At 65.6% G+C, this 22963-nt stretch carries 23 protein-coding genes and 1 pseudogene; 10 read left to right on the top strand and 14 right to left on the bottom strand.

Going from position 1 to position 22963, the window contains the following annotated elements:
* Nucleotides 1-50: 50 nt before the first annotated feature.
* A complete protein-coding gene (locus ACUXST_RS09555) occupies nt 51-371 on the bottom strand; it encodes a hypothetical protein (RefSeq protein ID WP_458389747.1) in 321 nt (106 codons plus the stop codon).
* A gap of 166 nt (nt 372-537) precedes the next feature.
* On the opposite strand from ACUXST_RS09555, the gene ACUXST_RS09550 reads away from it, so the two are divergent.
* Nucleotides 538-2100, top strand: a complete 1563-nt coding sequence (locus ACUXST_RS09550) for a winged helix-turn-helix domain-containing protein (protein ID WP_458389746.1) — start codon at nt 538-540, stop codon at nt 2098-2100.
* Nucleotides 2101-2128: 28 nt separating this feature from the next.
* On the opposite strand, the gene ACUXST_RS09545 is transcribed toward ACUXST_RS09550, so the two are convergent.
* Nucleotides 2129-4924, bottom strand: coding sequence for a M16 family metallopeptidase (locus ACUXST_RS09545; RefSeq protein WP_458389745.1), 2796 nt, complete (start codon nt 4922-4924; stop codon nt 2129-2131).
* A gap of 161 nt (nt 4925-5085) precedes the next feature.
* On the opposite strand from ACUXST_RS09545, the gene lepA reads away from it, so the two are divergent.
* Both lepA and ACUXST_RS09535 read left to right on the top strand, forming a co-directional pair.
* Nucleotides 5086-6909, top strand: a complete 1824-nt coding sequence (gene lepA, locus ACUXST_RS09540; protein WP_458389744.1) for a translation elongation factor 4 — start codon at nt 5086-5088, stop codon at nt 6907-6909.
* A gap of 478 nt (nt 6910-7387) precedes the next feature.
* Nucleotides 7388-7621 (top strand): HNH endonuclease, encoded by a 234-nt coding sequence (locus ACUXST_RS09535; protein WP_458390040.1) that lies wholly within the window; start codon nt 7388-7390, stop codon nt 7619-7621.
* A 766-nt stretch (nt 7622-8387) separates the two neighbouring features.
* Here the strand turns inward: ACUXST_RS09535 and ACUXST_RS09530 are convergent.
* Entirely contained in the window at nt 8388-8702 is a 315-nt protein-coding gene (locus ACUXST_RS09530; RefSeq protein WP_458389743.1) for a DMT family transporter, read from the bottom strand.
* A 56-nt stretch (nt 8703-8758) separates the two neighbouring features.
* Between ACUXST_RS09530 and ACUXST_RS09525 the strand changes: the two genes are divergently transcribed.
* A complete protein-coding gene (locus ACUXST_RS09525) occupies nt 8759-9388 on the top strand; it encodes a DUF1345 domain-containing protein (protein WP_458389742.1) in 630 nt (209 codons plus the stop codon).
* On the opposite strand, the gene ACUXST_RS09520 is transcribed toward ACUXST_RS09525, so the two are convergent.
* Complete coding sequence (locus ACUXST_RS09520) at nt 9385-10284, bottom strand: DMT family transporter (protein ID WP_458389741.1); 900 nt, start codon at nt 10282-10284, stop codon at nt 9385-9387. The two genes, ACUXST_RS09525 and ACUXST_RS09520, sit on opposite strands and share 4 nt — an antisense overlap.
* Nucleotides 10285-10303: 19 nt before the next feature.
* Nucleotides 10304-11437, bottom strand: a complete 1134-nt coding sequence (gene ispG, locus ACUXST_RS09515) for a flavodoxin-dependent (E)-4-hydroxy-3-methylbut-2-enyl-diphosphate synthase (RefSeq protein WP_458389740.1) — start codon at nt 11435-11437, stop codon at nt 10304-10306.
* A gap of 101 nt (nt 11438-11538) precedes the next feature.
* On the opposite strand from ispG, the gene ACUXST_RS09510 reads away from it, so the two are divergent.
* From ACUXST_RS09510 to ACUXST_RS09500, 3 genes are all read left to right on the top strand, one after another.
* Nucleotides 11539-13692 (top strand): TIR domain-containing protein, encoded by a 2154-nt coding sequence (locus tag ACUXST_RS09510; protein ID WP_458389739.1) that lies wholly within the window; start codon nt 11539-11541, stop codon nt 13690-13692.
* Between the two features lie 168 nt (nt 13693-13860).
* Complete coding sequence (locus ACUXST_RS09505) at nt 13861-14181, top strand: hypothetical protein (protein ID WP_458389738.1); 321 nt, start codon at nt 13861-13863, stop codon at nt 14179-14181.
* Nucleotides 14178-16031 carry a hypothetical protein gene (locus ACUXST_RS09500; RefSeq protein WP_458389737.1) on the top strand — a complete coding sequence of 618 codons (1854 nt, stop codon included), beginning with the start codon at nt 14178-14180 and terminating at the stop codon, nt 16029-16031. The genes ACUXST_RS09505 and ACUXST_RS09500 overlap by 4 nt, the downstream gene beginning before the upstream one ends.
* A 28-nt stretch (nt 16032-16059) precedes the next feature.
* Here ACUXST_RS09500 and ACUXST_RS09495 read toward each other — a convergent pair whose 3' ends face one another.
* From ACUXST_RS09495 to ACUXST_RS09485, 3 genes are read right to left on the bottom strand one after another with little or no spacing between them, the layout of a single operon-like run.
* On the bottom strand, nt 16060-16308 hold the full coding sequence (locus tag ACUXST_RS09495; RefSeq protein WP_458389736.1) for a hypothetical protein: 249 nt from the start codon (nt 16306-16308) through the stop codon (nt 16060-16062).
* Nucleotides 16305-16508 carry a toxin-antitoxin system HicB family antitoxin gene (locus ACUXST_RS09490; protein ID WP_458389735.1) on the bottom strand — a complete coding sequence of 68 codons (204 nt, stop codon included), beginning with the start codon at nt 16506-16508 and terminating at the stop codon, nt 16305-16307. Before ACUXST_RS09490 ends, ACUXST_RS09495 begins: the two co-directional genes overlap by 4 nt.
* A gap of 4 nt (nt 16509-16512) precedes the next feature.
* Nucleotides 16513-17412 carry an SPFH domain-containing protein gene (locus ACUXST_RS09485; RefSeq protein WP_458389734.1) on the bottom strand — a complete coding sequence of 300 codons (900 nt, stop codon included), beginning with the start codon at nt 17410-17412 and terminating at the stop codon, nt 16513-16515.
* 78 nt (nt 17413-17490) lie between these two features.
* On the opposite strand from ACUXST_RS09485, the gene ACUXST_RS09480 reads away from it, so the two are divergent.
* A complete protein-coding gene (locus ACUXST_RS09480) occupies nt 17491-18423 on the top strand; it encodes an isoaspartyl peptidase/L-asparaginase family protein (RefSeq protein ID WP_458389733.1) in 933 nt (310 codons plus the stop codon).
* On the opposite strand, the gene ACUXST_RS09475 is transcribed toward ACUXST_RS09480, so the two are convergent.
* From ACUXST_RS09475 to ACUXST_RS09455, 5 genes are read right to left on the bottom strand one after another with little or no spacing between them, the layout of a single operon-like run.
* Complete coding sequence (locus ACUXST_RS09475; protein ID WP_458389732.1) at nt 18399-19541, bottom strand: GNAT family N-acetyltransferase; 1143 nt, start codon at nt 19539-19541, stop codon at nt 18399-18401. The two genes, ACUXST_RS09480 and ACUXST_RS09475, sit on opposite strands and share 25 nt — an antisense overlap.
* The gene (locus ACUXST_RS09470; protein ID WP_458389731.1) at nt 19522-20259 is read right to left on the bottom strand and encodes a glycerophosphodiester phosphodiesterase family protein; all 738 of its coding nucleotides are present in this window, start codon (nt 20257-20259) and stop codon (nt 19522-19524) included. Before ACUXST_RS09470 ends, ACUXST_RS09475 begins: the two co-directional genes overlap by 20 nt.
* Nucleotides 20213-20674, bottom strand: a complete 462-nt coding sequence (locus tag ACUXST_RS09465) for a RidA family protein (protein ID WP_458389730.1) — start codon at nt 20672-20674, stop codon at nt 20213-20215. Before ACUXST_RS09465 ends, ACUXST_RS09470 begins: the two co-directional genes overlap by 47 nt.
* A 32-nt stretch (nt 20675-20706) precedes the next feature.
* A complete protein-coding gene (locus ACUXST_RS09460; protein WP_458389729.1) occupies nt 20707-21450 on the bottom strand; it encodes an SDR family NAD(P)-dependent oxidoreductase in 744 nt (247 codons plus the stop codon).
* Entirely contained in the window at nt 21447-21728 is a 282-nt protein-coding gene (locus ACUXST_RS09455; protein ID WP_458389728.1) for a DUF3572 domain-containing protein, read from the bottom strand. Before ACUXST_RS09455 ends, ACUXST_RS09460 begins: the two co-directional genes overlap by 4 nt.
* A gap of 45 nt (nt 21729-21773) precedes the next feature.
* On the opposite strand from ACUXST_RS09455, the pseudogene ACUXST_RS09450 reads away from it, so the two are divergent.
* A pseudogene (locus tag ACUXST_RS09450) lies at nt 21774-22121 on the top strand (response regulator); the annotation flags it as partial.
* A gap of 153 nt (nt 22122-22274) precedes the next feature.
* Here ACUXST_RS09450 and rpmG read toward each other — a convergent pair.
* Complete coding sequence (gene rpmG / locus ACUXST_RS09445) at nt 22275-22442, bottom strand: 50S ribosomal protein L33 (protein ID WP_458389727.1); 168 nt, start codon at nt 22440-22442, stop codon at nt 22275-22277.
* 177 nt (nt 22443-22619) lie between these two features.
* Between rpmG and ACUXST_RS09440 the strand changes: the two genes are divergently transcribed.
* The gene (locus tag ACUXST_RS09440; protein ID WP_458389726.1) at nt 22620-22928 is read left to right on the top strand and encodes a hypothetical protein; all 309 of its coding nucleotides are present in this window, start codon (nt 22620-22622) and stop codon (nt 22926-22928) included.
* The last annotated feature ends 35 nt before the right edge of the window (nt 22929-22963 follow it).

Genomic DNA, 22963 nt, shown 5'->3' with positions numbered 1-22963 from the left:
TGAGGGAGGACGCACACCTGTCCGTCCTCCCCATTCTTGCTGCCGGCACGCTATTTGATCGGATTGCAGCCCAATCCGGGGAAGGAGAAGGGATTGCGCGCGTCCTTGTCGCTGGGGCTCGGCAGGAAGTCCTGCTGCGCCTTGAAATAACCATAGGACTGCACGTGGCCACCCGGATCGATCTGGATGAAGCCGCCCTGCCCGTCGGGCACCCACAGGCCGTCCGGCGTGTCGTTCTGCCCGGAATAAGCGCAGAGTGACCGGCCGTTGAGCGGCAGGTCCTTGCCGTTGCCCGACACTTCGCCCGCAAGCGCCGGGGTAGAACCAACAAGCGCTGCAATGGCAGCTCCGACGATAAAGCTCTTTGTCATCTCACTGTCTCCCTCATGACCGCGGGAACGGTCCCGCAGGCGCACGGCTGTAGGGAGCCGCCCCTCTCCCGGCGCGGACCGGAACGTGATGATTTGCCGATTTTGTGCCGATGAACGGAGGGAGGTTGCGAGTGCAATCGTCCCAAAAGTTTGTTAAGCTACCGTAATGGAAGAGCTAAAACACGATGGTTTGGCAATTCCTGGGCGGGTTGTGCTTGCGCATGAACCGCCGTTTCAACTTGGCCGGGCACGCGTAGTCCCGGCAACGCGGCAAATCGAAGCAGGCGGCCGAACACAGACGGTGGAGCCGCGCGTCATGGAGGTGCTCGTTGCGCTGGCCCGGGCATCGGGCCAGGTCGTCACCCGGGACGAACTGATCGATCTCTGCTGGGCGGGGCGGATCGTAACGGATGACGCAATCAACCGCGTCGTCTCTCGCATCCGCCAGGTCGGGGCGGGTGCCAACTTCACGATAGAGACGATCACCAAGGTCGGTTATCGGCTCGTTCCGAACACCGGCCTGCACGCCGTGCAAACGCCCGTTCAACTCCCTGCGGCCAAAGCAGCAGAGTGGCCTTCCCGGCGAACGCTCATTGCCGGCGGCGCAGCAACGGCCGTAGTCCTGGCTGGCGCCATCGTCTGGCGATTTCCGAGCAGGCACAGCCCGCCCGCCGAAGCCGTGGACCTCTACCGCCGCGGCGATCTCGCGCAGCGCATCGGGATCGCCTCGCAAGCCCGGCAGGCAGTGTCCTATCTTGAGCAGGCGGTGCAGATCGACCCCGACTACGCCGCTGCCTGGGGTGCATTGGCGCTCGCGCAGACCCACACGCTTGACGGATTCAGCGAAGGCGAACTCGCTAGCCTGGCGGGCCGGATCCAGTCAGCCGCGGGACGCGCTCTGGATCTCGATCCCGACAATGCGGACGCGCTGCTGGCCCTGGTCTCCGTAAAGCCCTTTTATCGCAACTGGGCCGCCAGCGAGGCGCGCCTGCGTGAGCTGGTTCAACGTTTCCCCGGCCATTGGCTGTGCCATGGCCGGTTGGCGATGGTCCTCCGCCAGGTGGGCCGCGTCGATGAGGCGATCGTCCATCAAAAGCGCGTCATTGCGATCGACCCGATGATTCCACCCGCTTATGGGTTCACCGTCGGCGCGCTATCGATCGCCGGACGCATCCAGGAAGCCGACGCCTTGCTCAAGCTGGCGCTGGACCGCTGGCCGGCGCATCCAATGCTCTGGTTCACGAAGTACACGCACCTGCTGACGACCGGGCGCCCCCGGTCCGCAGCGGCATTCGTGACCGAGCCGGAGAATCTGCCCTCCGGCGTTGGGCCAGCTGACGTGCAGCCGTTGCTCGTGCTCGCAAAGGCCGTCGACACCGGCGAGCCGAAGGACGTCCAGTCTGCAGTCGAAAGCCAGGTTCAGCTGATACAGCGCGATCCGGGAGCGATCGGCGATGCCGTGCAGGCTCTCGCGCTGCTCGGCCGGCTCGACCTCACCTTTGCCGGACTTGAGCGATACCTGCTGAATGCCGGCACTTTCGGCGCGCCGCTTCCGCTCGGGCCGCATCCGCGCCGCTACACGGACCTGCTGTTCACCCGCCCGATGGCCAGCGCTCGGCAGGACCGCAGATTCAGCGCCTTGACCAGCCGGATCGGGCTTGAGGATTACTGGAGGTCCACCGGGACGCAACCGGACTACCGCCGGTCAGGGTACCAGCCGCAAGTCTGAGCCCATCGGCAGCGCTCCGGGTGCCAGACTACTGCGCCTCGACTACTTCGATGGGCAGGCCAAGCTTCTCGAGCTGCGGCCGAACCTTGGCGGCGTCTCCAACGACAATCCAAGTGAAGCCCTTCGGGTCGATGGCGCTGCGGATTGCCGTATCCAGCGTTTGCGCCGTCTGCGCACGATAGCGTGCAGGCAGCACCTGGTAGTAATTGTCAGGCCGGCCGAGCAGGTCCATCCCCATCATTGCACTGAGCACCGCGCCGGCGGTCTCGAATTCGCCGGGCAGCTCGTTGATGCTCTTGTCGATCGTCCGGTGCAGCTCTTCGTCGGTGACGCCCTTGGTCGTCATGAACTGACCGATGTCGGCATTCAGCGCGGCGAGCGCATCCCCCGTGCGGTCGGCCTGGACCGGCGCGGAGATCACATAGCTTGCGCCATTGGCAAGCAGACGCGGATTGCCCCCAACGCCGTATGACCAGCCCTTTTCCTCGCGAAGGTCCATGTTCAGGCGCGACAGGAAATCGCCGCCCAGAACGTCGTTGGCCGCGCCGAGCGGGACGACATCGCCGCGCGGGTCGACCGGCAAGACTTGGCCGCCGACGATGCTCGACTGCGGAGCGCCCGGGCGGTTCACCAGCAGGATCTTCTGCGCTGCCGGCCGCCGCGGCGGCGGCGTGAATGTTTTCGCGCCCTTGGCGACGGCGGGTGGAGCCCAGGTTCCGAAGCGCGCATCGATCATCGGCTTCACCTCGGACCAGGGCAGGCTCGAGACCACGAACAGTTTGCCATTGTCGGGACGGAGCCAGCGCTGCTGGAAGCCGACGAGATCCGCGCGGGTAAAGGCCGAGATGGCCTTAGGATCGCCGCCAGGCGGTCCGCCATAGGGGTGCGCAGCGCCGAACAGGACCGTCGGCAGCAGCCGATTCGCCACGCGCGTGGGGTCCTTCAGGGTCTGCGCGATGCCGGTCAGAGTCTGGGTCTTCACGCGCTCGATTTCAGCCGGCGCAAAGGCGGGTTGGTGAACGACGTCCGACAGCAGGTCGAGCGACGGTGCGAGGTTCGGCGAAAGCGCATTCAGGATGACGTAGGAACGGTCCGCCGAGTTGCTGGCGCTGACGTCCGCGCCGAGCCGCTCTTGGGCTTCCGCAAACTCCTGCGAGTTGAGCGTGGCCGTGCCTTCGTCGAGCAGATTCATCGTGAAAGCCGCAAGCCCGCGCGAATTGGGCGCATCTGCTGCATCGCCGGCATTGAACGCCAGTGCCAGTTGCGTCACCGGTACAGCCGCGCGCCGCACATATTCGACGGGCATCCCGTTCGACAGCGTGTCGTGGGTGATGGCCGGGAACTGCAGCGCCGCAAGCTGGCCGACCGGCGGCAGCTGCAGGGTGCCGTGAACGGCGCCCGCGTCCTTGGCCGCGGGCTTCACCTGGGCAACAGCCTTCGCCTCCGCGTAAGTCTCGCGCTCGCCCGGCGCCAGGACGATCGTCAGCGCGGGACGCCGAAGCCACTGCTGCATCGCCGTCCGCACCGCCGTCGGCGTGATCGAAGCGTAGGATGCGAGCGTGGTTTTGTAGAAGTCGCTGTTGTGCGCGTAGGTCTGGCCCTCGGCGAGCGTCCCGGCCTTGCCGCTGAAGCCGCCGACTTCCTCGAGCCCGCGAATCTGGTTCGACACTTCGCTCATCACGGCACGATGGACTTCGTCGTCGGTCGGGCCCTTCGCGATGAAGTCCGCCATGATCTCGTCGAGCCGCTTCTCGACAAGCGTCGGGTCGACGCCTGGCTTCACGGACGCGCTGACGCTGAAAATGCCTGCGCGCTGCAGGGCAGTGAGCCCAGCGCTGACGGAGACGGCGATCTTCTCGTCGCGGACGAGGATCTTGTCGAGCCGAGAACTGGCGAGTCCGCCGAGCACCGAACCGCCGATGTCGATCGCCGCGAGGCGCTTGTCGAGCAGGCCCGGCACCGCCCAGTACCGCTGGATCGTCGTCGTCGCGACCGCGTCCTTCATCGGGATCGTCTTGGCCTTGGCGAGCGTCGGCACGGGCGCTGTCGCCGGATTGTTCACCGGCCCGCGAGCGATGCCGCCGAAATACTTCTCCACCAGCGGGCGCGCCTGCGCCGACGTCACGTCACCGGCGATCACCAGCACCGCATTGTTGGGGCCGTACTTGTCGCGGAACCACTGCTTCACGTCCGCCAGGCTCGCCTGATCCAGGTCCTCCATCGAGCCGATGGTGGTGTGGTGGTAGGGATGACCGGCCGGGAACAGGTTGCCGAACAACTGGTACTGCACCAGCCCGCCTGGCCTGCTGTCACCCTGCCGCTTTTCGTTCTGCACTACGCTACGCTGATTTTCGAGCACGCCCTGGGTAATCGCACCGAGCAGGTGGCCCATCCGGTCGCTTTCCATGAACAGCGCCCGCTCGAGAGCGCCGGCGGGCACCGTCTCGAAATAATTGGTCCGGTCGTACGACGTCGTGCCGTTGTAATCCGTGGCGCCGATCTGCGTCAGGTACGTGAAATAGTCGCCGGGCAGGTCCTCGGTGCCGTTGAACATCAGATGCTCGAACAGGTGCGCGAAACCGGTCTTGCTGGCGGGCTCGTCCTTCGAGCCGACGTTGTACCAGACGCTCACCGCAACCACGGGCGCCTTGTGATCCTCGTGGACAATCACAGTGAGGCCATTCGCCAGCCGGAAGGTGCTGTGCGGGATCGACACCTGCTTGACCAGGGTCGGGACCGGCACGCCCTCGAGCGGGGCGGCGACGGCTGGTGAGGTGAGGGCAGTTGCGGCGGCGAGCAGTGCGAGGCGGCTGGCAAGGCGCATCGGCTTCGAATCTCCGAATATGTTCGTTCTTCGCCGCCAACCTTAACCCGGCAACGGCATCGCGCAACGCTTGCCCATCGACCATCCTGGATTTTCGACCAACGGCCTTCACCGCAAAGCCGCTCGCACTGCCGCACCCGCTCTGCTAGCCGCCCCGTCAAATGGCCGATCTTGATAGAATCCGTAACTTCAGCATCATTGCCCATATCGATCATGGGAAGAGCACGCTTGCCGACCGCCTGATCCAGGCGACGGGCGGCCTGACCGACCGCGAGATGACCGGCAACGCCCAGGTCCTCGACAACATGGAGATCGAGCGCGAGCGCGGCATCACCATCAAGGCGCAGACCGTGCGGCTGAACTGGAAGGGCTATGAGCTCAACCTGATGGACACCCCCGGCCACGTCGACTTCGCCTATGAAGTCAGCCGCAGCCTCGCCGCCTGCGAAGGCGCCCTCCTCGTCGTCGACGCGGCCCAAGGCGTCGAAGCCCAGACGCTGGCCAACGTCTACCAGTCGATCGAACACGACCACGAGATTGTGCCGGTCATCAACAAGATCGACCTCCCCGCCGCCGACCCCGAAGGCGTGAAGCAGGAGATCGAGGAGATCATCGGGCTCGACGCCTCAGGCGCCGTCCTCGCGAGTGCCAAGACCGGCATCGGCATCACCGAAGTCCTCGACGCCATTGTCGCCACCATCCCGCCGCCCAAGGGCGACATCGACGCGCCGCTCAAGGCGATGCTGGTCGACAGCTGGTACGACCCCTATCTCGGCGTCGTCATCCTGGTTCGGGTCATCGACGGCACGCTCCGCAAGGGCGCGCAGGTCAAGTTCATGGCCGCCGGCACGACGCACCTCGTCGACCGCGTCGGCTGCTTCCGCCCCAAGATCGAGCAACTGGCGGAGCTCGGCCCCGGCGAGATCGGCTTCATCACCGCCCAGATCAAGGAAGTCGCCGAGACCCGCGTCGGCGACACGATCACCGATGCCAAGCGCCCGACCGCGGAGGCCCTGCCCGGCTTCAAACTGGTCCAGCCGGTCGTCTTCTGCGGCCTGTTCCCGGTCGACGCCGCCGAGTTCGAGAAGCTGCGCGACAGCCTCTACAAGCTGCGCCTCAACGACGCTTCGTTCAGCTTCGAGACCGAGAGCAGCGCGGCGCTGGGCTTCGGCTTCCGCTGCGGGTTCCTCGGCCTGCTCCACCTCGAGATCATCCAGGAGCGGCTCACGCGGGAGTACGACCTCGACCTCATCACCACCGCGCCGAGCGTCGTCTACAAGATGCACCTCACCCACTCGAAGAACGAGCCGGCGCAGACGATCGAACTCCACAACCCGGCCGACATGCCCGACTCCAATCGCATCGAGAGCATCGAGGAGCCGTGGATCCTGGCGACCATCTACACGCCCGACGAATATCTCGGCGCGATCCTGAAGCTGTGCCAGGACCGCCGCGGCATCCAGAAGAACCTGACCTATGTCGGCAGCGGCGCCCACAGCCGAGCCCAGCTGACCTATGAGCTTCCGCTCAACGAAGTGGTGTTCGACTTCTACGACCGCCTGAAATCGATCAGCCGGGGCTATGCGTCGTTCGATTACGAGCAGATCGGCTGGCGCGAGGGCGACCTCGTGAAGATGAGCATCCTGGTCAATGAAGAGCCGGTCGATGCGCTCAGCATGATCACCCACCGCGGCACCGCCGAGGCCCGTGGCCGCGGCATGTGCGAGCGCCTCAAGGAACTGATCCCCCGCCACCTCTTCAAGATCCCGATCCAGGCCGCCATCGGCGGCAAGGTCATCGCCCGCGAGACGATCAGCGCCATGCGCAAGGACGTCACCGCCAAATGCTACGGCGGCGACGCGACGCGCAAACGCAAGCTCCTGGAGAAGCAGAAAAAGGGCAAGGCGCGGATGCGGGAATATGGCAACGTGAGCATCCCGCAGGAGGCGTTTATTGCTGCGCTCAGGATGGGGGATGAAGCGTAAGTCGGCGCTCGTTTTTCGTCATTCCCGCGGAACCCGGGAAACCAGCTGAAGCTGCAGCCAGAGCCGCACGCATCACGCCGGATCCGCGCCACTCAGGCATGTACCTGGCGATCATTCGATCCTCTCTCTTACCTCAATTTCTACCACGACGTAGCGTTTCAAAGAGGCGGAGATTACCCGTAGCGTAACGTTCTCCACGAGCAGGGCCGCGTGCCCGCGCGAGCTCCAGCCGCCCTCCGCACGATCCCCGCTGAAGACTTCAACCGCATCGTTACACTCGGTCTCGTCACCGACGAGCGATTGCTCCCCCGGTCCGGAGAAGAGATCAGCTTGGCTGCAGTTGCGGAAGACCAGGCGCCTTACGCTCTCGAGCAGGGCCGAGTTCAAATGCTGACGCTGCGCACGGTCCGTGATCGCGTGTTCAGAGGGCGAGTGCTCAAGCTAGGACTAGCGGTGCGCCTTCGCCTGCTTTCAGTGCATCAATGGCGGTGGAGGGGCGGCGCACATCAAGTCCGCCCAGGACAGGCGACCAGACTTTGTGCAGAACGGTTTGCCCTGTCCGGCACTGTCCCATCGAATGTTTGACCGAGGGCTGCTGACCGTCGCGGATGACGCGACGATTCTGATTTCGAACCTCATCAACGATGTTGATGGCATCCGGAAGATCTTGAACGCGAGCGGACGTGCGCAATACCCGCACGACCCAATCTGATGCGCCCGATCCCGCATTCCTGCGCTGGCACCGCGACCGGTACTTAAAGGACACAGCTCTGAATTGAAGGCAGATCTCGGATCAAGTCCGGGATGACTTCGTCATCTTCGATTCCGCCTTTCAGGTGTGAAGGTTCCTCATTCTTCCTCCTCCTCGTCGCGGCCCCAGCGGATCGGCTCGAGCCGCTGTGCGGCGCAGTGGTTGTTGATGGTTTGCTGGGCCTACGCCTTGCCGTTTTAGCCGTAGCCCATCTCCCCGAAGCTCCAGCCGCTTTCGGCGGTCAGAATTATTTCGGGCTGGCGCTGATTGGCGAGGTGCCAAGGCTCGTCGGCTTGCGGCTCAGGCGCTCGGCGCGATTCCAGTAAATCGGGGGGTCGGTGAGGATCTCGAACGCGGCGCGCTTGCCGTGACTGGCGGCGATCTGAGCCAGATAGGCGCGGCGGCAGCGCAGCAGCTTTTCACGGTGCTGTCCTCCGCCCGCTCGGGGCGACGCTCGATGGACGCTCCGTCCTCGCGCTCGCCACGTTCGTTGAGGCGCTGGCCCGCAAGGAGCAGGCGGCCGGTGCGCGCAGGCGAGAGGCCTTCGCCAGCACTGCCTGTGGCGCGGCAGCGGTCGCACATGACGGGGATGACCATGGGCCCGAGGTGATAACCCATCTGGTTAGCTGTAGGCGTTATTAAACTTGACATACCCGCTCCAGTTTGGCTGTACGAAAGCGGTAATCGGAGCGGAGAGGAGCTACCCCGCGCGAGCCGCTCGACGTCGCTAGGCGGTGAGCCTGAGGCCGGCGATGGCAGCGACGATGGCGAGGATGAGCAGCACTCGCACGGTGCTCGAGGGTTCGTGGAACCAGAGGATGCCGACGATGACCGTGCCGACGGCGCCGATCCCGCCCCAGACCGCATAGGCGGTGCCCATCGGGATGTTGCGCGAGGCGACTTGGAGGAGGGTCATGCTGACGGCGACGGAGGCAAGGAAGGCGAGCGTCCACGGCAGGTTGCGGAAGCCGTCGACGAAACGCAGCGAGGTCGTGAAGCCGACCTCGAAGAGGCCGCCGACAATCAGCAGTAGCCATGGCATGGGAAGGCGTTAGCCTGCACGGAGTTCCAGCGCTACCGCTGGGTTCGGGGGGATTGATGGCCAGATCCAAGCTGAAGCCCGGGCGGTTCGGGATGTTCGTCGGGGTGCTGGTCGTCGCGGTTGGCAGTGCGCTTTGGTACTGGCGGTCGGTCGAGGGCGTGATGGCGGGGTTCGACGTGGCCGCTTTCGCATTCCTTGCCTCGTGCCTGTCGCTGCTCAACGACAACAGCGAGCAGATGCGGCGCCATTCCCGTACCAACGATGCCAATCCGGCTCTGCTGCTGGGGATCAGCGTCACCGTGACGACGGTGATCCTGCTGGCGGTGGGCGCGGTGATTGCCGACAGCCGGCAGCTGCGGATTGCCGACGCGGCGCTGATCATCGCGACGCTGTTACTCGCCTGGCTTTTCGGGAACGTCGTCTACACGCTCCACTACGCCCACATGTACTACGCCTCGTCGAAGCGCGGCGGCGACGCCGGGGGCATCGCGTTCCCGTCGACAAAGGAGCCGAACTACTGGGACTTCGTCTATTTCGGCTTCACGCTCGGAATGACCTTCCAGACGTCGGACTGCGACATTACGTCGCAGCGGATCCGGCGGGTGTCGATCGGCCATTGCGTGGCGGCATTCATCTTCAACCTGGGCGTGCTTGCCTTTACCATCAACGCCCTGGGCGGAGGCTAGGCGGCGAGTTCGATCTCCGGCGGCGGGCGGCCGCGGCGAACGGCGATGAAACTGCCGGTGACGATCATGGCCGCGCCGGCCAGCGTGTAGAGCGACAGCGGCTCGCGAAAGACGAGCCACCCGAGCGCGGATGCCCACAGGAACCCGCTATATTCCGTGACGGCGAGGTAGCCCGCCTCGGCGCGCGCATAGGCCCAGGAGAACAGCAGGCCGCCCGAGGTCGACAGCAGGGACGCGACGATGACCCAGGGCCAACCGGTCGCGGGCCAGGACGGCAGCCCCGCGACGAGTGCCACGCAGAGCCACAGCACGCCGACGATCAGCGACTGGAAGAAATTGATCTCCAGCGGCCTGGCGGCGAGCGCCTGCTGGCGCATCATGACGATGTTCACCGCGTAGCAGAGTGCCGAGCCGACGATGGCGGCGCTACCGATGAGGAGCTCCGCACCCGGTGCTGCCCGAGCCTGGCCGAACACGATGACCACCACGCCCATGAACGCTGCAAGGGAGCCGATGACGGATCGCCGGCCGATCTTCTCGCCGAGGAACGCTGCGGCAAGCAGCAGCGCCAGAAGCGGAGCGATGAACGTGAGGGCGATTGCCTGCGCAAGCGGGACTCGGCCAATTCCCCAGAAGAACAGACCCGCCATGATCGTCACGACGATGGCGCGGACGACGTGGATGCGCATCGTCGATCGGCTTGGCCAGGACTGCCCGGCGGGCAGGTAAAGTGCGGCCGAGATCAGGAAGTTCGCAGCGGCGCGCCAGACGCTCACGGCAACGATGCCGATGGCGATGACAAGGCCCTTCATGACCGCATCCATGATGGACAGGAGCGCGACTGCGGCGAGCGCAACCGCGAAGGCTTTGACCGGATGCTGCGCGACGCGGTTCACCCGCGGCGCTTAGCGGCCTCTACTCCGCTGCGTCGAGCGTCGCTTCAGGGATTGCAGCGGCCTCGATCTCCGCAGCCTTCTGCTCGACGAGCCGCACGATGTGGTCGATCATTCCGCGGTCCTGCACGTGGTGGTCGGTCACGCCGGACAGGAATACCATGTGCTTGCCGTTGCCGCCGCCGGTAATGCCGATATCGGTCTCGCGCGCCTCACCAGGGCCGTTCACGACGCAGCCGAGCACTGACAGGGACATCGGAGTCTTGATGTGCTGGAGGCGCTCTTCGAGCGCTTCGACGGTGCGGATCACGTCGAACCCCTGGCGCGCGCAGCTCGGGCAGGAAACGACGCGCACGCCGCGACTGCGGATGCCGAGACTCTTGAGGATCTCGTAGCCCACGCGAACTTCTTCTTCGGGCTCCGCCGAGAGCGAGACGCGGATGGTGTCGCCGATACCCGCCCACAGCAGATTGCCGATCCCGATCGACGACTTCACCGTTCCGCCGATCAGGCCGCCGGCCTCGGTGATGCCGAGGTGGAGCGGACAATCGACCTGATCGGCCAGCTGCTGGTAGGCAGCGACGGCGAGGAACACGTCGGAGGCCTTCACCGCCACCTTGTACTCACGAAAGCCGTGGTCCTCGAGGATGCGGATGTGATCGAGAGCGCTCTCGACCAGCGCTTCGGGGCACGGCTCGCCGTACTTCTCGAGCAGGTCCTTTTCGAGGCTCCCGGCATTGACGCCGATGCGGATGGCGCAACCGTTGGCGCGCGCCGCCGCGATCACTTCACGGACTCGCTCTTCCGAACCGATGTTCCCCGGGTTGATGCGCAGGCAGGCGGCGCCCGCGTCGGCTGCCTCCAGCGCCCGTTTGTAGTGGAAGTGGATGTCGGCGACGATCGGAACCCGCGCTGCCCGGACGATTTCGCGCAGGGAAGCTGTGGCGTCGGGGGTTGGACAGGAGACGCGAATGATGTCGGCGCCCGCATCTTCGCAACGGCGGATCTGGTCGATCGTGGCCCTTGCATCCTCCGTCGGCGTGTTCGTCATGGTTTGCACGGTGATCGGCGCATCGCCGCCAACGGGAACGTCGCGAAGCATGATCTGACGAGACGCGCGCCGCTCTATGCTGCGCCAGGGACGAAGGGAGGACATGGCCGCCATATAGGCGCTTGCGCTCCGCTGGGGAACCAGCGGCGCAGAGTCGCACCCGCAGCCGCCTTGTGTTAATGCGGTTAACGGCGATTGGGGGCAACATGGGGAAGCTTGCCCGACTTCCGGTGCAAGGCAGCGCGCCCGTTGACGGCGCGGCCGTGGAAACCACGGCTTTTTTCCGGCGAAGGTTCTACGCCTTCCTCAGCTACAGCCACAAAGACAGCGCAGACGCCGACTGGCTGCATCGCGAGCTCGAGCGCTTCCGGGTTCCGCGGTCACTCGCCGGGCGACTCACTGCGAACGGAGTCGTCCCCAAGCGCCTCAGTCCGGTGTTCCGGGACCGCCACGAGCTTGCGGCTGCGGACGATCTCGGGACGGAAATCCGGTCGGCACTCGCATCTTCGCAGTTCCTGATCGTGCTTTGCTCGCCGGACAGCGCACGATCGCACTGGGCCAATGCCGAGATCGAATGCTTCAAGCGGAGCCGACCGGACGGGTGCGTGTTTGCGGCGATCGTCGGCGGCGAGCCTTACGCCAGTGACATCCCCGGGCGAGAAGACGAGGAGTGCTTCCCGCGCGCGCTGCGGTATCGCTATGACCGGCGGGGCCGGCCGACCACTCGCCGAGCAGAGCCGTTGGCCGCCGACTTACGCGACAGCGGCGAAGGCAGGCGTCTCGCCCTGCTCAAGATCATCGCCGGAATGCTCGGGGTCGGCCTCGACGAACTTGTCCAGCGCGAGACTACCCGGCGGCACCGTCAACTTGCGTGGCTGGCGGCGGCGTCGCTCGCCGGAATGGCCGTGACCAGCACCCTCGCCCTGACGGCGGTCCAGGCGCGGGACAACGCGCGTGACCAGAGGCGCGAGGCCGAAGGCCTGATCAGCTTCATGCTGGGCGACCTGAAGGACAAGCTGGAACCGATCGGACGGCTGGACGCGCTCGATGGCGTCGGGAGCCGCGTCCTCGATTATTACCGCAAGCAGGACACGTCGGCCTTGTCCGACTCGTCGCTCATGCAGCGGTCGAAGGCGCTGTCATTGATGGCGAGCGTCGCGAACTCGCGCGGCGATTTGCCCGGCGCGACGCAGCTATACAGGGAAGCGCTGGCCGGCACATCGGAAGCCATCCGCCGCAAGCCGAGCGATCCTCAACGCATTTTCGACCACGCACAAAACGTCTTCTACGTCGGGGACATCGCCATTCGCCGCGGCGACGAGAAAGCCGCCGAGGCGGCCTTCCGTGAATACAAAGCGCTCTCCAACCGCGAAGTCGCGCTCGATCCGAACAACATGAAGTGGCGGATGGAGGTCCAGAGCGCCGATGCGAACCTGGGCGTCATGCTGTTCAACCAGCGACGTTTCAGGGAGGCATCCAGACAATTCGAACAGGCGTTTGGCGCAATCAAGGCCTTTACCGCGGCCGACTCGACCAACATCGACTACCGCAAGTCGATGGTGGAGTCGCTTGCCTGGCTCGCCGATTCCCATTTGGCCGAAGGCAGAATCGACGCCGCCATCGCGGATCGCCAACGGGATGTCGCCCTGATCGAGCAACTGCTGGCCCAGACCCGCGATTCCGAGTTTCGCGCCAAGCTCATCGCGGCCGAGCGAACGCTCGCCAGCCTGTTCGCCGTCCGCGGTGATATGGAACTCGCAGTCGAGCACGCTCAGCTGGCCGCCGGCCAGGCCGATCAGCTGCTGGCGGTCGAATTCGCCAACAGCAAGTGGGTGGAACGCGCCGCAAGTTCGCACCTCGACTGGGGAAAATATCTGCTCGCGGAGGGCAAGACGGCAGCAGCCGCAGCGGAAGCGGCAAAGGGCTGCGCCCTTGCCGACCGCCTCTTTGCGAAGGACGCCAACGTTGCTGCCTGGCGGATTCTCCGCCGGCAATGTTTTCTCGTCGCGGCAACCGTCGCCCTGGCCACTGCCGACCCGGCAGCACTGACTCTGGCGAGCCGGGGCCTCGCCGTCGCCAAGTCTGTCGACAGTACCGATCGGATTGATGACCGCTACGCGATCGCCAGAGCCTATCTCTTGCTAGGCGATGCGGAGCGCGCGGCGGGAAACCGCGATGCGGCTCGCGCGGCCTGGTCAGCGGGCCTCGCGGCTATCCCCGTCGGCATAACGGAGCGGCCGATGGAAATGGGACCGCGGCAGCTTCTCCTTCAGCGGCTCGGGCGCACGGCGGAAGCCGCGCGGCTCGCCAGCAAGCTTTCAGCCATGGGCTATCGAGAGCCCGAGTTCGGGCGTGCGTGAGAACCCGTCAAGGAGGAAGTGATGAGCACACCACCTGAGACATCTGCGTCAAGTCAGCCGCAACCGCACGTGGGCAATCCGCAACCGGGAGGGCCGCAGCACGCAATACCGCTGACGACGAGTGTCAACGGAACCACGATTTCGATCATCGGCAAAGGGGGTGCGGCCTTGCCGACGAACGCACCGGCAACGCACTTCATGTTCACGCTCAACGACCAATCTGGCGCGAACGTGAAGTTTGCCAGCCTCGACGCCGCAGACAATCTGACCGGCTGTCCGCCGACAGGGTCGGGCAACAAGTCGACCCAGGTGGTCGGCGAGACAATGAACAACAATGCCCCGCAGAAGCGGGCGCAATTCACCGACAACAACAGCAATCCGGCGAAAAACGGTCCGATGAACGTCAGCTACCAGTGGAATTTCACGTGCGACGCGCCGTTCACCGTCGAGCCCTTCGACCCGATCATCTCGAACGGCGGGAAGACTTGACCGGATCTCCGAAGGCGGAAGCTCCCGGTCCGGAGGGAATTGCGGCGCGCACGGCGATCGCTCGCCCGCCGCAACTGCCGTTCGTTTTCTCCGTTGGCGTCACCGGTCATCGCAGCGACGCACTGCCGGCCGGCGCAACCGAGCGCATCGCCGCCGAGTTGCGCACTGCACTGCGCCTCATCCACGAATCCGCCTGCTCCGTGCACGCCGCGGCCAGAAGCCGATCCTCGGACGAGGCTCCACGACTCCAGATGGTCTCCCCGCTCGCGGACGGCGCCGATCAGCTGGCGGCGGAGGCAGCCCTGGACCTCGGCTTCAGGATGCACGCCGTGCTTCCGTTCAGCCGTGAAGATTACCGGGCGTCACTCATGGGCAATGGCGCGCTTGCCCGGTTCGATGCGCTGCTTGCCCGAAGCGAATGCGTGCTCGAGCTTCCCGGCGACCCGGCGGACGACTTCGACGCATACGTCATGACAGGACGAGCGACGATCGCGCATTGTGACCTGCTGATCGCGGTGTGGGACGGGCTTAGTCCTCGCGGCCGCGGCGGCACTGCGGAGGTCGTCGATCTCGCAATGGCCCGTGGTAGTCCGGTGCTCCACATTCCGGTCGACTCGTCGCTGCCGCCACGGCTGCTGTGGAGCGCGTTCGATCCCGCCGTTGTTACGTCACGGGTCGAGCCGCTTGCCGAGCGCCCGTTCGACCGTCAGCATCTGGACGAGTTGATCGGCGCACTTTTGCTTCCCCCGCCCGATCCGGCGGAGCATCGATTCCTTGAGCTCTTTCTAGGCGAGCGGCCGCGGCGGATCCGCGGCCGGATCGAATATCCGCTCCTTCTGGCAGCCGCTGGCGTCTCGCGGTTCCGCACGCGGCAAGTGCGCGATTCGTCCGCCGCCGAGGACATCGAGCGCGAATGGCGCGAATACAAAGAGGGCTGCGCTTCGCGGCACCACGTCTCCGCTCCGCTTCAGCTGCTCGAAGACGCCTATAGCTGGAGCGACAGGCTCGCCGCGCACTTCGCGCAGACTTATCGCAGCGGGCACATTTTCAACTTCGTTCTCGGCGGGGTCGCGGTGTGCCTCGGGCTCATCGCGTTCATTGCGCCGCACGCGAAGCTGGGGTTCGCAATCGCCGAGTTCGCGTGCGCTCTGGCGATCGTCGTGAATACGCAGGTCGGCCGTCGGCACGAGTGGCACCGCCGCTGGCTCGACTACCGCCAGCTGGCCGAGCGACTCCGGCCAATGCGCAGCCTCAAGCTGCTCGGCCTTGCAGCACCCGACCCGCCCGGGACGCCGACCAACCCGCTGCCGCGGCGCTGGGTCGACTGGTATGCCCGCGGCGTGTGGCGCGCGATGGGCTGCCCGGCCGGCGCGATTTCCAGGGAGAGCGCCGGGCAGCTCGCAAGTGCAGTCGCCGAGTTCGAGGTGGCGCCGCAGGTCGCCTACCACGAGCGGCACGCGCGCGAGATCGACGCCCTGGATCATCGCTTGGAAGCCCTTGGCACCTTGCTGTTCCTCGCCACGCTCGTCGCTTGCGTCACGACCGTGGCGGGCCTGCTGGTAGAACCGCACACCGTCGAGAGGTTCAGCGATTGGGCGACTCTGGTGTCTGCTGGTTTTCCGGCGCTCGGCACGGCCGTCTTCGGGATCCGGCTTCAGGCGGACTTCGGTGGCAGTGCGGTGCGCTCCAAAGCCACGGCGGAGGCCTTGCGGCAGATCGAGCAGGAGCTTGGGAAGGGTCCGACCCTGATGCGCGCAGCGGACCTGACGGAACAGGCGGCGCGGCGGATGCTGTCCGATCTCGACGAGTGGCGGCTGGTGAATCAGCAGCACGACCTGGCGATCGGGTGAAAGGGTCTCAATCAGCGCCCGGTGAAATTCAGTCGTCCTTTCCCGAGCGCCAGCGCCAGGGGCCGCCTTGCGTGGTTCGCGAGACAATGACGACGAAAGCCACAGTGAGGATTGTTACGATGCTGACGTAGCCCACGATCGTTCGCGGGATCAGCACGCTCGCCCCGGTCACCAGCACGAGATAACCGATGAACAGCACCCAGCCCTGCCAGCTGATCGGCAGGCCCGCTCCATAGCCGTAGCGCTTCGGGGCGAACCACTCGGGTCCGTTGCTCATTTGCTCTCTCCTTTCGGCGGCCGGCCGCGCTTGCGTGCTTCCGGCGCTTTCAACCGCACTCCTCGCGCCGAAAGCGCCTCGCGCAAGAGGCATTCGACTTCGGCGTTGACGCTGCGCAAGTCGGAAGCGGCGCAGCGCTCGACCGCCGCAAACAAGGCGGGGTCGACCCTCAGCGGGTAGGCCTTACGCTCCTTGCTCACAGGGTCAGGTATACAGCGTGCCGGTGTTGACCACGGGTTGCGTGTCGCGCTCGCCGCACAACACGACCATCAAGTTCGAGACCATGGCCGCGCGGCGCTCATCGTCCAGTTCGACGACGTTCTTTGCGGACAGCTGCTCCAGCGCCATCTCCACCATTCCGACGGCGCCCTCGACGAGGGTCTTGCGGGCGGCGACGACGGCCTGCGCCTGCTGGCGGCGGAGCATCGCGCCGGCGATCTCCTGCGCATAAGCCAAGTGCGTGAAGCCGCATTCGTCGACGGTGATCCCGGCAACGGCAAGCCGCGCCTGAAGCTCGCCGCGGAGCTCCACGCCGACCTGGTCGTGATTGCCGCGCAAGGTGACTTCCAGATGCTCGAAGTCGTCATAGGGGTAGCGGGAGCCGATCGTGCGGATCGCCGCTTCGACCTGCACGCTGACGAACGCGCGGTAATCGTCGACGTCGAACAGCGCCTGCGCGGTGTCGACGACACGCCAGACGATCTGGGCCGCCATCTCGATCGGATTGCCGCGCAGGTCGTTCACCTTGATCTTGTCAGAAATGAAGTTGTTGGCGCGAACCGACACCTTCTTCTTGGCCATCCACGGCCAGGTCCACCGCAGGCCGGTGACGCGATCGGTGCCGCGATAGTCGCCGAACAGCGTGATCGCCGCTGCCTGGTTGGGCTGCAGCATGTAGAAGCCCGGCATGATCAGGATGAAAATCAGCGTCGCGAGGACGATGGTTGCTACGCCGGCGACAGGCGCGTCGGCGGTAACGAGGCGAATGCCGTAGGCGTCGGCGGCAATGGCGAGCAGCAGGGCGATCAGCATTGCGTAGCCGCCCATCGTCGCTGCCGTCCGCTCGCTGGTCGCAGTCAGCGCAATGACCTTTTCGTTCCCCATCGTCACCTCCTAAATATGATATCATAATAATATGCGAGCTTGGCGGCTGTCAACTGGCGCGCGCAAAGGGCGCTCGCTATGGCCCGCCCGATGGGACGATGGCGGCTGGTAATCCATGGCGGCGCAGGCTCGATGCGGCGCGATCGGCTCGCGCCGGAGGCGGAGCAGGCCGCGCGAGCGGGGCTGGAGCAGGCGCTCGCGGCCGGCGCCGCGATTCTGGAGCAGCGGGAAGCTGCAATCGACGCCGTCGAGGCGGCGGTTCGGGTGCTCGAAGAGCATGCGAGCTTCAACGCCGGTCGCGGCAGCGTCCTGACTGCCGACGGAGCAATCGAACTCGACGCGGCGATGATGGACGGTCGCACGCGCCGGGCGGGAGCAGTGGCCGGACTGCGCACGACGCGCGCTCCCATCAGCCTTGCAAGGCTGCTGCTCGACAAGGGACCTCACGTCTTTCTGTCAGGAGCAGCAGCCGACCGGTTCGCGGCGGAAGCCCGCCTCGAGCAAGTCGAAAACAACTGGTTCGAGACCGCCGAGCGTCGGCGCCAGCTCGATGAGCTGAGCGCGGGACCCGGGTTCGATGACGAGGTAAAATACGGCACAGTCGGAGCGGTTGCAGTCGACGTCGATGGTCATGTTGCCGTCGCTACATCGACGGGCGGGCTCACCGGCAAGCGCTGGGGCCGCGTCGGCGATTCGCCGCTGATTGGCGCTGGCACCTATGCCGACGATCGCTCCGCCGCGGTGTCCGCAACAGGCTCCGGTGAGTATTTCATCCGCGCCGTTGCGGCCCACCAGCTTGCCGAGCGCGTCCGCATCGGCGGGCAGGCGCTGCAGTCGGCACTCGACGACACGCTTGGCGATATCCGGGCGCTTGGTGGCACTGGCGGCCTTATTGCGGTCGCGCCGGATGGCGACGCGGCATGGGGCTTCACCACACCCGCCATGTATCGCGGCCTGGCCGACGCGAACGGCCAGACCGTCGCGATCTATTCCGAGGAAGACGAACGGTAAGGCAGCCCTTCCCGGAGCCATTCGATTTCGCTTTCAACGCCGCGTCGTTCGTTTGCGAGGAACTCGGCGACGGCGTCGCGGAAGCTCCGATTGGGCAGGAAGTGAGCCGATCCCGTGACGACCGGCTCATATCCGCGCGCGACCTTGTGCTCGCCCTGCGCGCCGGCCTGGACTGACGCGACGCCGTGCTCGCACGCCCATTCGATCGCCTGATAGTAGCAGAGCTCGAAGTGCAGGAAGGCCACGTCCTCTGTGCAGCCCCAATAGCGGCCATAGAGCGTATCGCTGCCGATGAAGTTGAGCGCACCGGCGATCGGCCGTCCGTTCCGGGAGGCGAGGAATAACAGGATCTGGTCGCCCATCCGCTCGCCGGCGAGATCGAAGAAGCTTCGCGTCAGATAAGGGCGGCCCCATTTACGGCTGCCGGTGTCCTGATAGAAGGCCCACATGGCGTCCCACTCGACGGGGCCGATTTCCGAGCCCCGAAGCGCCCGGAACTCGAGGCCCTCGCGAGCGGTCGCCCGCTCCTTGCGGATCGCCTTTCGCTTGCGGCTGGAGAGCGCGGCGAGGAACTCGTCGAAGCTCGCATAGCCGCGGTTGAACCAGTGGTACTGCACGCCGTGGCGCATGAGCCAGCCTCGCCGCTCGCATTCCGCAGCGCCCGCTTCGTCGAGAAAGGTGATGTGCGCCGACGAGATCGAGTTCTGCTCGGTTACCGCCTCAATCGCCCTTAGCAGCTGCTGCGGCCAGGTCCCGAGCAGCCTCGGTCCCGGCACCGGGGTGAACGGCACTGCGATCTGAAGTTTCGGGTAATATTCGCCGCCCGCGCGCTGCCACGCATCGGCCCACGCGTGGTCGAAGACATATTCGCCCTGACTGTGGCTCTTGAGATAAGCGGGCGCGGCGGCGATCAGGTGCGCGGCATCGTCCTCGACCAGAATCGGAGCCGGCGTCCAGCCGGTGCCCGGCCCGACGCTGCCTGAATCTTCGAGCGCCGAAAGGAAGGCGTGACTGACGAACGGGTCGCGTCGATCCGACAGGCGATCCCAGGCGTGCGAATTCAGTCCGGAAACGCCCGAGGCAATCGTCGCAGTGATCTCAGATTCGCGGTCGGCCATCGGCTTCCCAAATGAGTGCGTCGGCCTGAACCGCGGCTTGCGCCCGCTCGTCGGGCGTTCGGATTGTCCAGCTATAGAGCGGCAGTTTGCGCCGGAATGCTGCAACCCACGGCTGGCGGAGCGCGGCTCGGTCAATTGCGACGAATTGGGGCGATGCCAACGCAATCGCTACCCTGCGCCGGAGCGGCGATAGGTCAGCCCGCACGACAAGGCCGCGGCGCACCTCTGGCAAGTTCGTTCTCAGGAGTCGGGGCAGGCGCGGATCGAAGCTCATGACCCCGTAGGGACCTTTATAGCCCGCCAGGGCGCCCGTGAGCGCGGGCACCCAGCGCCAGACGTCTCGGTCGACTTTGACTTCCAGCAGTAGCGGCACCCGGCCGCCGACCAGTTCGAAGACGCTTTCGAGGGTCGGGATCGGGTGCCCGCCGATCTGCAGGCGCGCGAGCTCGGCAAGCGTGGACTGGCCAATCCGCATCGGGCTTGCGCACAGTCGCCATGCGTTGGCGTCGTGGAAAACGACAATCCGGTTGTCCGACGTCAGCCTCAGGTCGCATTCAATGCCAGCGCCGAACTCGAGCGCTGCAGCGAAGGCGAGGAAGCTGTTCTCAGGGAATGCGGTGCCTACGTGAAGGCCGCGGTGCGCGAATCCCGCTGCACCGGGATCGAGAGGATCAGGCCCGGACGGCGACGATCGCGTCCACTTCGACTGCGACGCCAAGCGGAAGCACTGCGACGCCGACCGCGCTGCGGGCGTGCCGGCCGGCTTCGCCGAACACTTCCTGCATCAGTTCGGACGCGCCGTTGGCAACCTTGGGCTGATCCGTGAACGAGGGCGCGCTGTTGACGAACACGCCCAGCTTCACGACGCGCTCGACGCGATCGAGCGAGCCGAGCGCCGCCTTCATCTGCGCGAGCAGCATCACGCCGCAACGCCGGGCTGCCGCGATGCCGCCGTCGAGCTCCACATCCTCGCCGAGCCGTCCTTTGATCAGCCCGCCGTCCTCGGCGAAGCTGATCTGTCCGGAGATATGCAGGAGTCCGCCCTGCTCGACCGCCGGAACGTAGGACGCGACGGGGGCCGCCGCCTGCGGGAGGTTGATGCCAAGCTCGGCAAGTCGCTGATCGATGCTCATGGGTCTGCCCCAAGCACTGGAGACGGGCCGAATCAACCCTCGCGGTGGACCTGGAAGCCGGCGAAGCTCTGGTTCACGGGCATGATTTCGAGCGCGTTGATGTTGAGGTGCGGCGGCAGCGTCGCGACCCACCAGATAGTCTCGGCGATATCGTCGGCCGTCATCGGGTTCATGCCGGCGTAGAGCTTTTGCGACGCCTCTTCGTCACCGCCCGTGCGCACGATGGTGAACTCCGTCTCCGCCATTCCAGGCTCGATCGAGGTGACCCGCACGCCCGTGCCGTGAAGATCGGAGCGAAGGTCGAGGGAGAACTGCCGGACGAATGCCTTGGTGCCCGCGTAGACCGCCCCGCCCTTATAGGGATAGGTCGCCGCGACCGACGAGAGATTGATGATCGAGCCCTTCCGCTGAACGATCGCCGGAAGCAGTGCCCGCGTCAGGGCGACGAGGCCCGTCACGTTCGTGTCGATGACATCCTCGAGCCGCTGCCATTCCGTTTCCGGCAGCGGGTCCGTCGGCGGGGCGAGCCCGGCATTGTTGAGGAGCAGATCGATCTCACCCCAAGGCGCCTCGAGACGCGCGAGCGATTCGACGGCGGCAACATCGCGCATGTCGATCTGGAGCGGCAGGAACGCATCGCCGAGCTCCTCGGCGAGTGCCCGAAGCCGCTCGCCGCGCCTGCCGGTTCCGACGATCCGCCAGCCGTCCGCAGCAAAGCGCCGGGCCGAAGCCTGGCCGATTCCGGCCGTCGCTCCAGTGATAAGGATCGTCTTCATTGCATCTCCTCAGTCCCGCCGAGCGCCCGCCGGGCGGCGACGATGGCGGCGGGCTCTACGCCGATCTGCCCCGCTACCGCCAGCAGATCCGGCTCGTGCGCTTCGAGAAAGCCGATGACCGCGGCAAGCAGGTCCGGATCGCCAGCCCGGGCGCGCAGCTGATCTGTCTCGATTCCGGTCAGGTCAAGGAACCGCTGCGCCCTGCGTTCGTCCGATATCGTCGCGGCGAGGGCTCCAAGCGCGACTGTGTACGGGTCGTTTGGCGTCGGGTCCGTCATGGCCTAATCTTGGGCTTGCAGGGTGAGGGGAGTGGGTTGGCGAAGATTTTGATCGTCGAGGACAACGCCCTCAACATCAAGCTGTTCTGCGACCTGCTCGCGGCGCATGGCCATCAGCCCGAAGCGGTGACCGATAGCCGGCAGGCGCTCGATGCCGCCCATAATCTCGATCCCGACCTGGTGATCACCGACATCCAGCTGCCGCACGTGACGGGGCTCGAGCTCATCCGCCTGATCCGCGCCGACGAGCAATTGTCGGAAGTACCGATCATGGCCGTGACCGCCTATTCGGCACAGGGGGACGAGGAGCGCATCCGTGCGGCGGGCGCTCAGGCTTACGTCTCGAAGCCGATTTCGGTGATGCGATTTGCCGAGACTGTCGAGCAGCTACTGCTCGCCCCGAAGCCCGCCGACGAGATTCCGGAAGAACCGGAGCCGCAGGTCGACTCAGGGCCGGCAGCTGTCCCAAATGCTGAAGAAGCAGGGCCCCGCGTCGATAGGCAGGGCGGACAAGAGCAGTGACGCGCCGCGAAGGCGCGCCGGCGCTTACTTGATCTTGGCTTCCCGGAAGTCGACGTGCTTGCGGGCGACCGGGTCGTACTTCTTGAAGCTCAGCTTCTCGGTCTGCGTGCGCGGGTTCTTCTTCGTCACATAGAAGAAGCCGGTGTCGGCGCTGCTGACGAGCTTGATCTTGACGGTTGCCGGCTTGGCCATCGGAAAGTCCCAAATGCTTGAAAAAACAAAAGCGGCCTTTCGCCGCCCGTTCGGCCGCGTCTGTGGTCTGCGAGCCGCTTTTTGTCAAGCTTCCGGCCGGTGCTGAAGCCAGCCGCCACGCGCACGTAACGGGTGCTTAACTAAAGTGCGAGAGCCTGCGTTCAGCAGGAGACAGATATGGCAACCGATCCGCTGGCGAAAGTACGGGCAGTGGTCGACGTTCGCGTCGCCGAGATCCGGGCAGTCGGACCGCGGATTTCGCCGCTCGACCTGCACGCGCGCATGGACGCCATCCGCCAGCTCGCCGCCAATCACGGGCTTGCCGCTCTTGAGGAGCTGGCCCGGTGCTCGGCGCAGCTCGCACTCCTTCCCGGCCATCGTGTCTCGATGCAGTCCTGCCTGGAGCATGTCGACGAGACCTTTTCATGCGAATCGCAGCGTGACTGCAACGCGATCATGGCCGCGGTCGCCGTGCGCCTTCACTGATCTGAGCAACCGCAGACGAGCAGGGTTCGTTACGG

Source organism: Sphingomonas sp. F9_3S_D5_B_2 (assembly GCF_054263715.1).
This window is presented reverse-complemented; position numbering and strand designations above follow the sequence as displayed.

Bases quoted from the DNA above. Each gene is read 5' to 3' on its own strand.
- rpmG (WP_458389727.1), bottom strand. From the start codon at position 22,442: ATGGCCAAGCCGGCAACCGTCAAGATCAAGCTCGTCAGCAGCGCCGAC.
- ACUXST_RS09455 (WP_458389728.1), bottom strand. From the start codon at position 21,728: ATGACGGACCCGACGCCAAACGACCCGTACACAGTCGCGCTTGGAGCC.
- ACUXST_RS09465 (WP_458389730.1), bottom strand. From the start codon at position 20,674: ATGAGCATCGATCAGCGACTTGCCGAGCTTGGCATCAACCTCCCGCAG.
- ACUXST_RS09545 (WP_458389745.1), bottom strand. From the start codon at position 4,924: ATGCGCCTTGCCAGCCGCCTCGCACTGCTCGCCGCCGCAACTGCCCTC.
- ACUXST_RS09495 (WP_458389736.1), bottom strand. From the start codon at position 16,308: ATGAGCAACGGACCCGAGTGGTTCGCCCCGAAGCGCTACGGCTATGGA.
- ACUXST_RS09550 (WP_458389746.1), top strand. From the start codon at position 538: ATGGAAGAGCTAAAACACGATGGTTTGGCAATTCCTGGGCGGGTTGTG.
- ACUXST_RS09555 (WP_458389747.1), bottom strand. From the start codon at position 371: ATGACAAAGAGCTTTATCGTCGGAGCTGCCATTGCAGCGCTTGTTGGT.
- ACUXST_RS09460 (WP_458389729.1), bottom strand. From the start codon at position 21,450: ATGAAGACGATCCTTATCACTGGAGCGACGGCCGGAATCGGCCAGGCT.
- ispG (WP_458389740.1), bottom strand. From the start codon at position 11,437: ATGTCCTCCCTTCGTCCCTGGCGCAGCATAGAGCGGCGCGCGTCTCGT.
- ACUXST_RS09475 (WP_458389732.1), bottom strand. From the start codon at position 19,541: ATGGCCGACCGCGAATCTGAGATCACTGCGACGATTGCCTCGGGCGTT.
- ACUXST_RS09525 (WP_458389742.1), top strand. From the start codon at position 8,759: ATGGCCAGATCCAAGCTGAAGCCCGGGCGGTTCGGGATGTTCGTCGGG.
- ACUXST_RS09510 (WP_458389739.1), top strand. From the start codon at position 11,539: ATGGGGAAGCTTGCCCGACTTCCGGTGCAAGGCAGCGCGCCCGTTGAC.
- ACUXST_RS09480 (WP_458389733.1), top strand. From the start codon at position 17,491: ATGGCCCGCCCGATGGGACGATGGCGGCTGGTAATCCATGGCGGCGCA.
- ACUXST_RS09440 (WP_458389726.1), top strand. From the start codon at position 22,620: ATGGCAACCGATCCGCTGGCGAAAGTACGGGCAGTGGTCGACGTTCGC.
- lepA (WP_458389744.1), top strand. From the start codon at position 5,086: ATGGCCGATCTTGATAGAATCCGTAACTTCAGCATCATTGCCCATATC.
- ACUXST_RS09485 (WP_458389734.1), bottom strand. From the start codon at position 17,412: ATGGGGAACGAAAAGGTCATTGCGCTGACTGCGACCAGCGAGCGGACG.
- ACUXST_RS09530 (WP_458389743.1), bottom strand. From the start codon at position 8,702: ATGCCATGGCTACTGCTGATTGTCGGCGGCCTCTTCGAGGTCGGCTTC.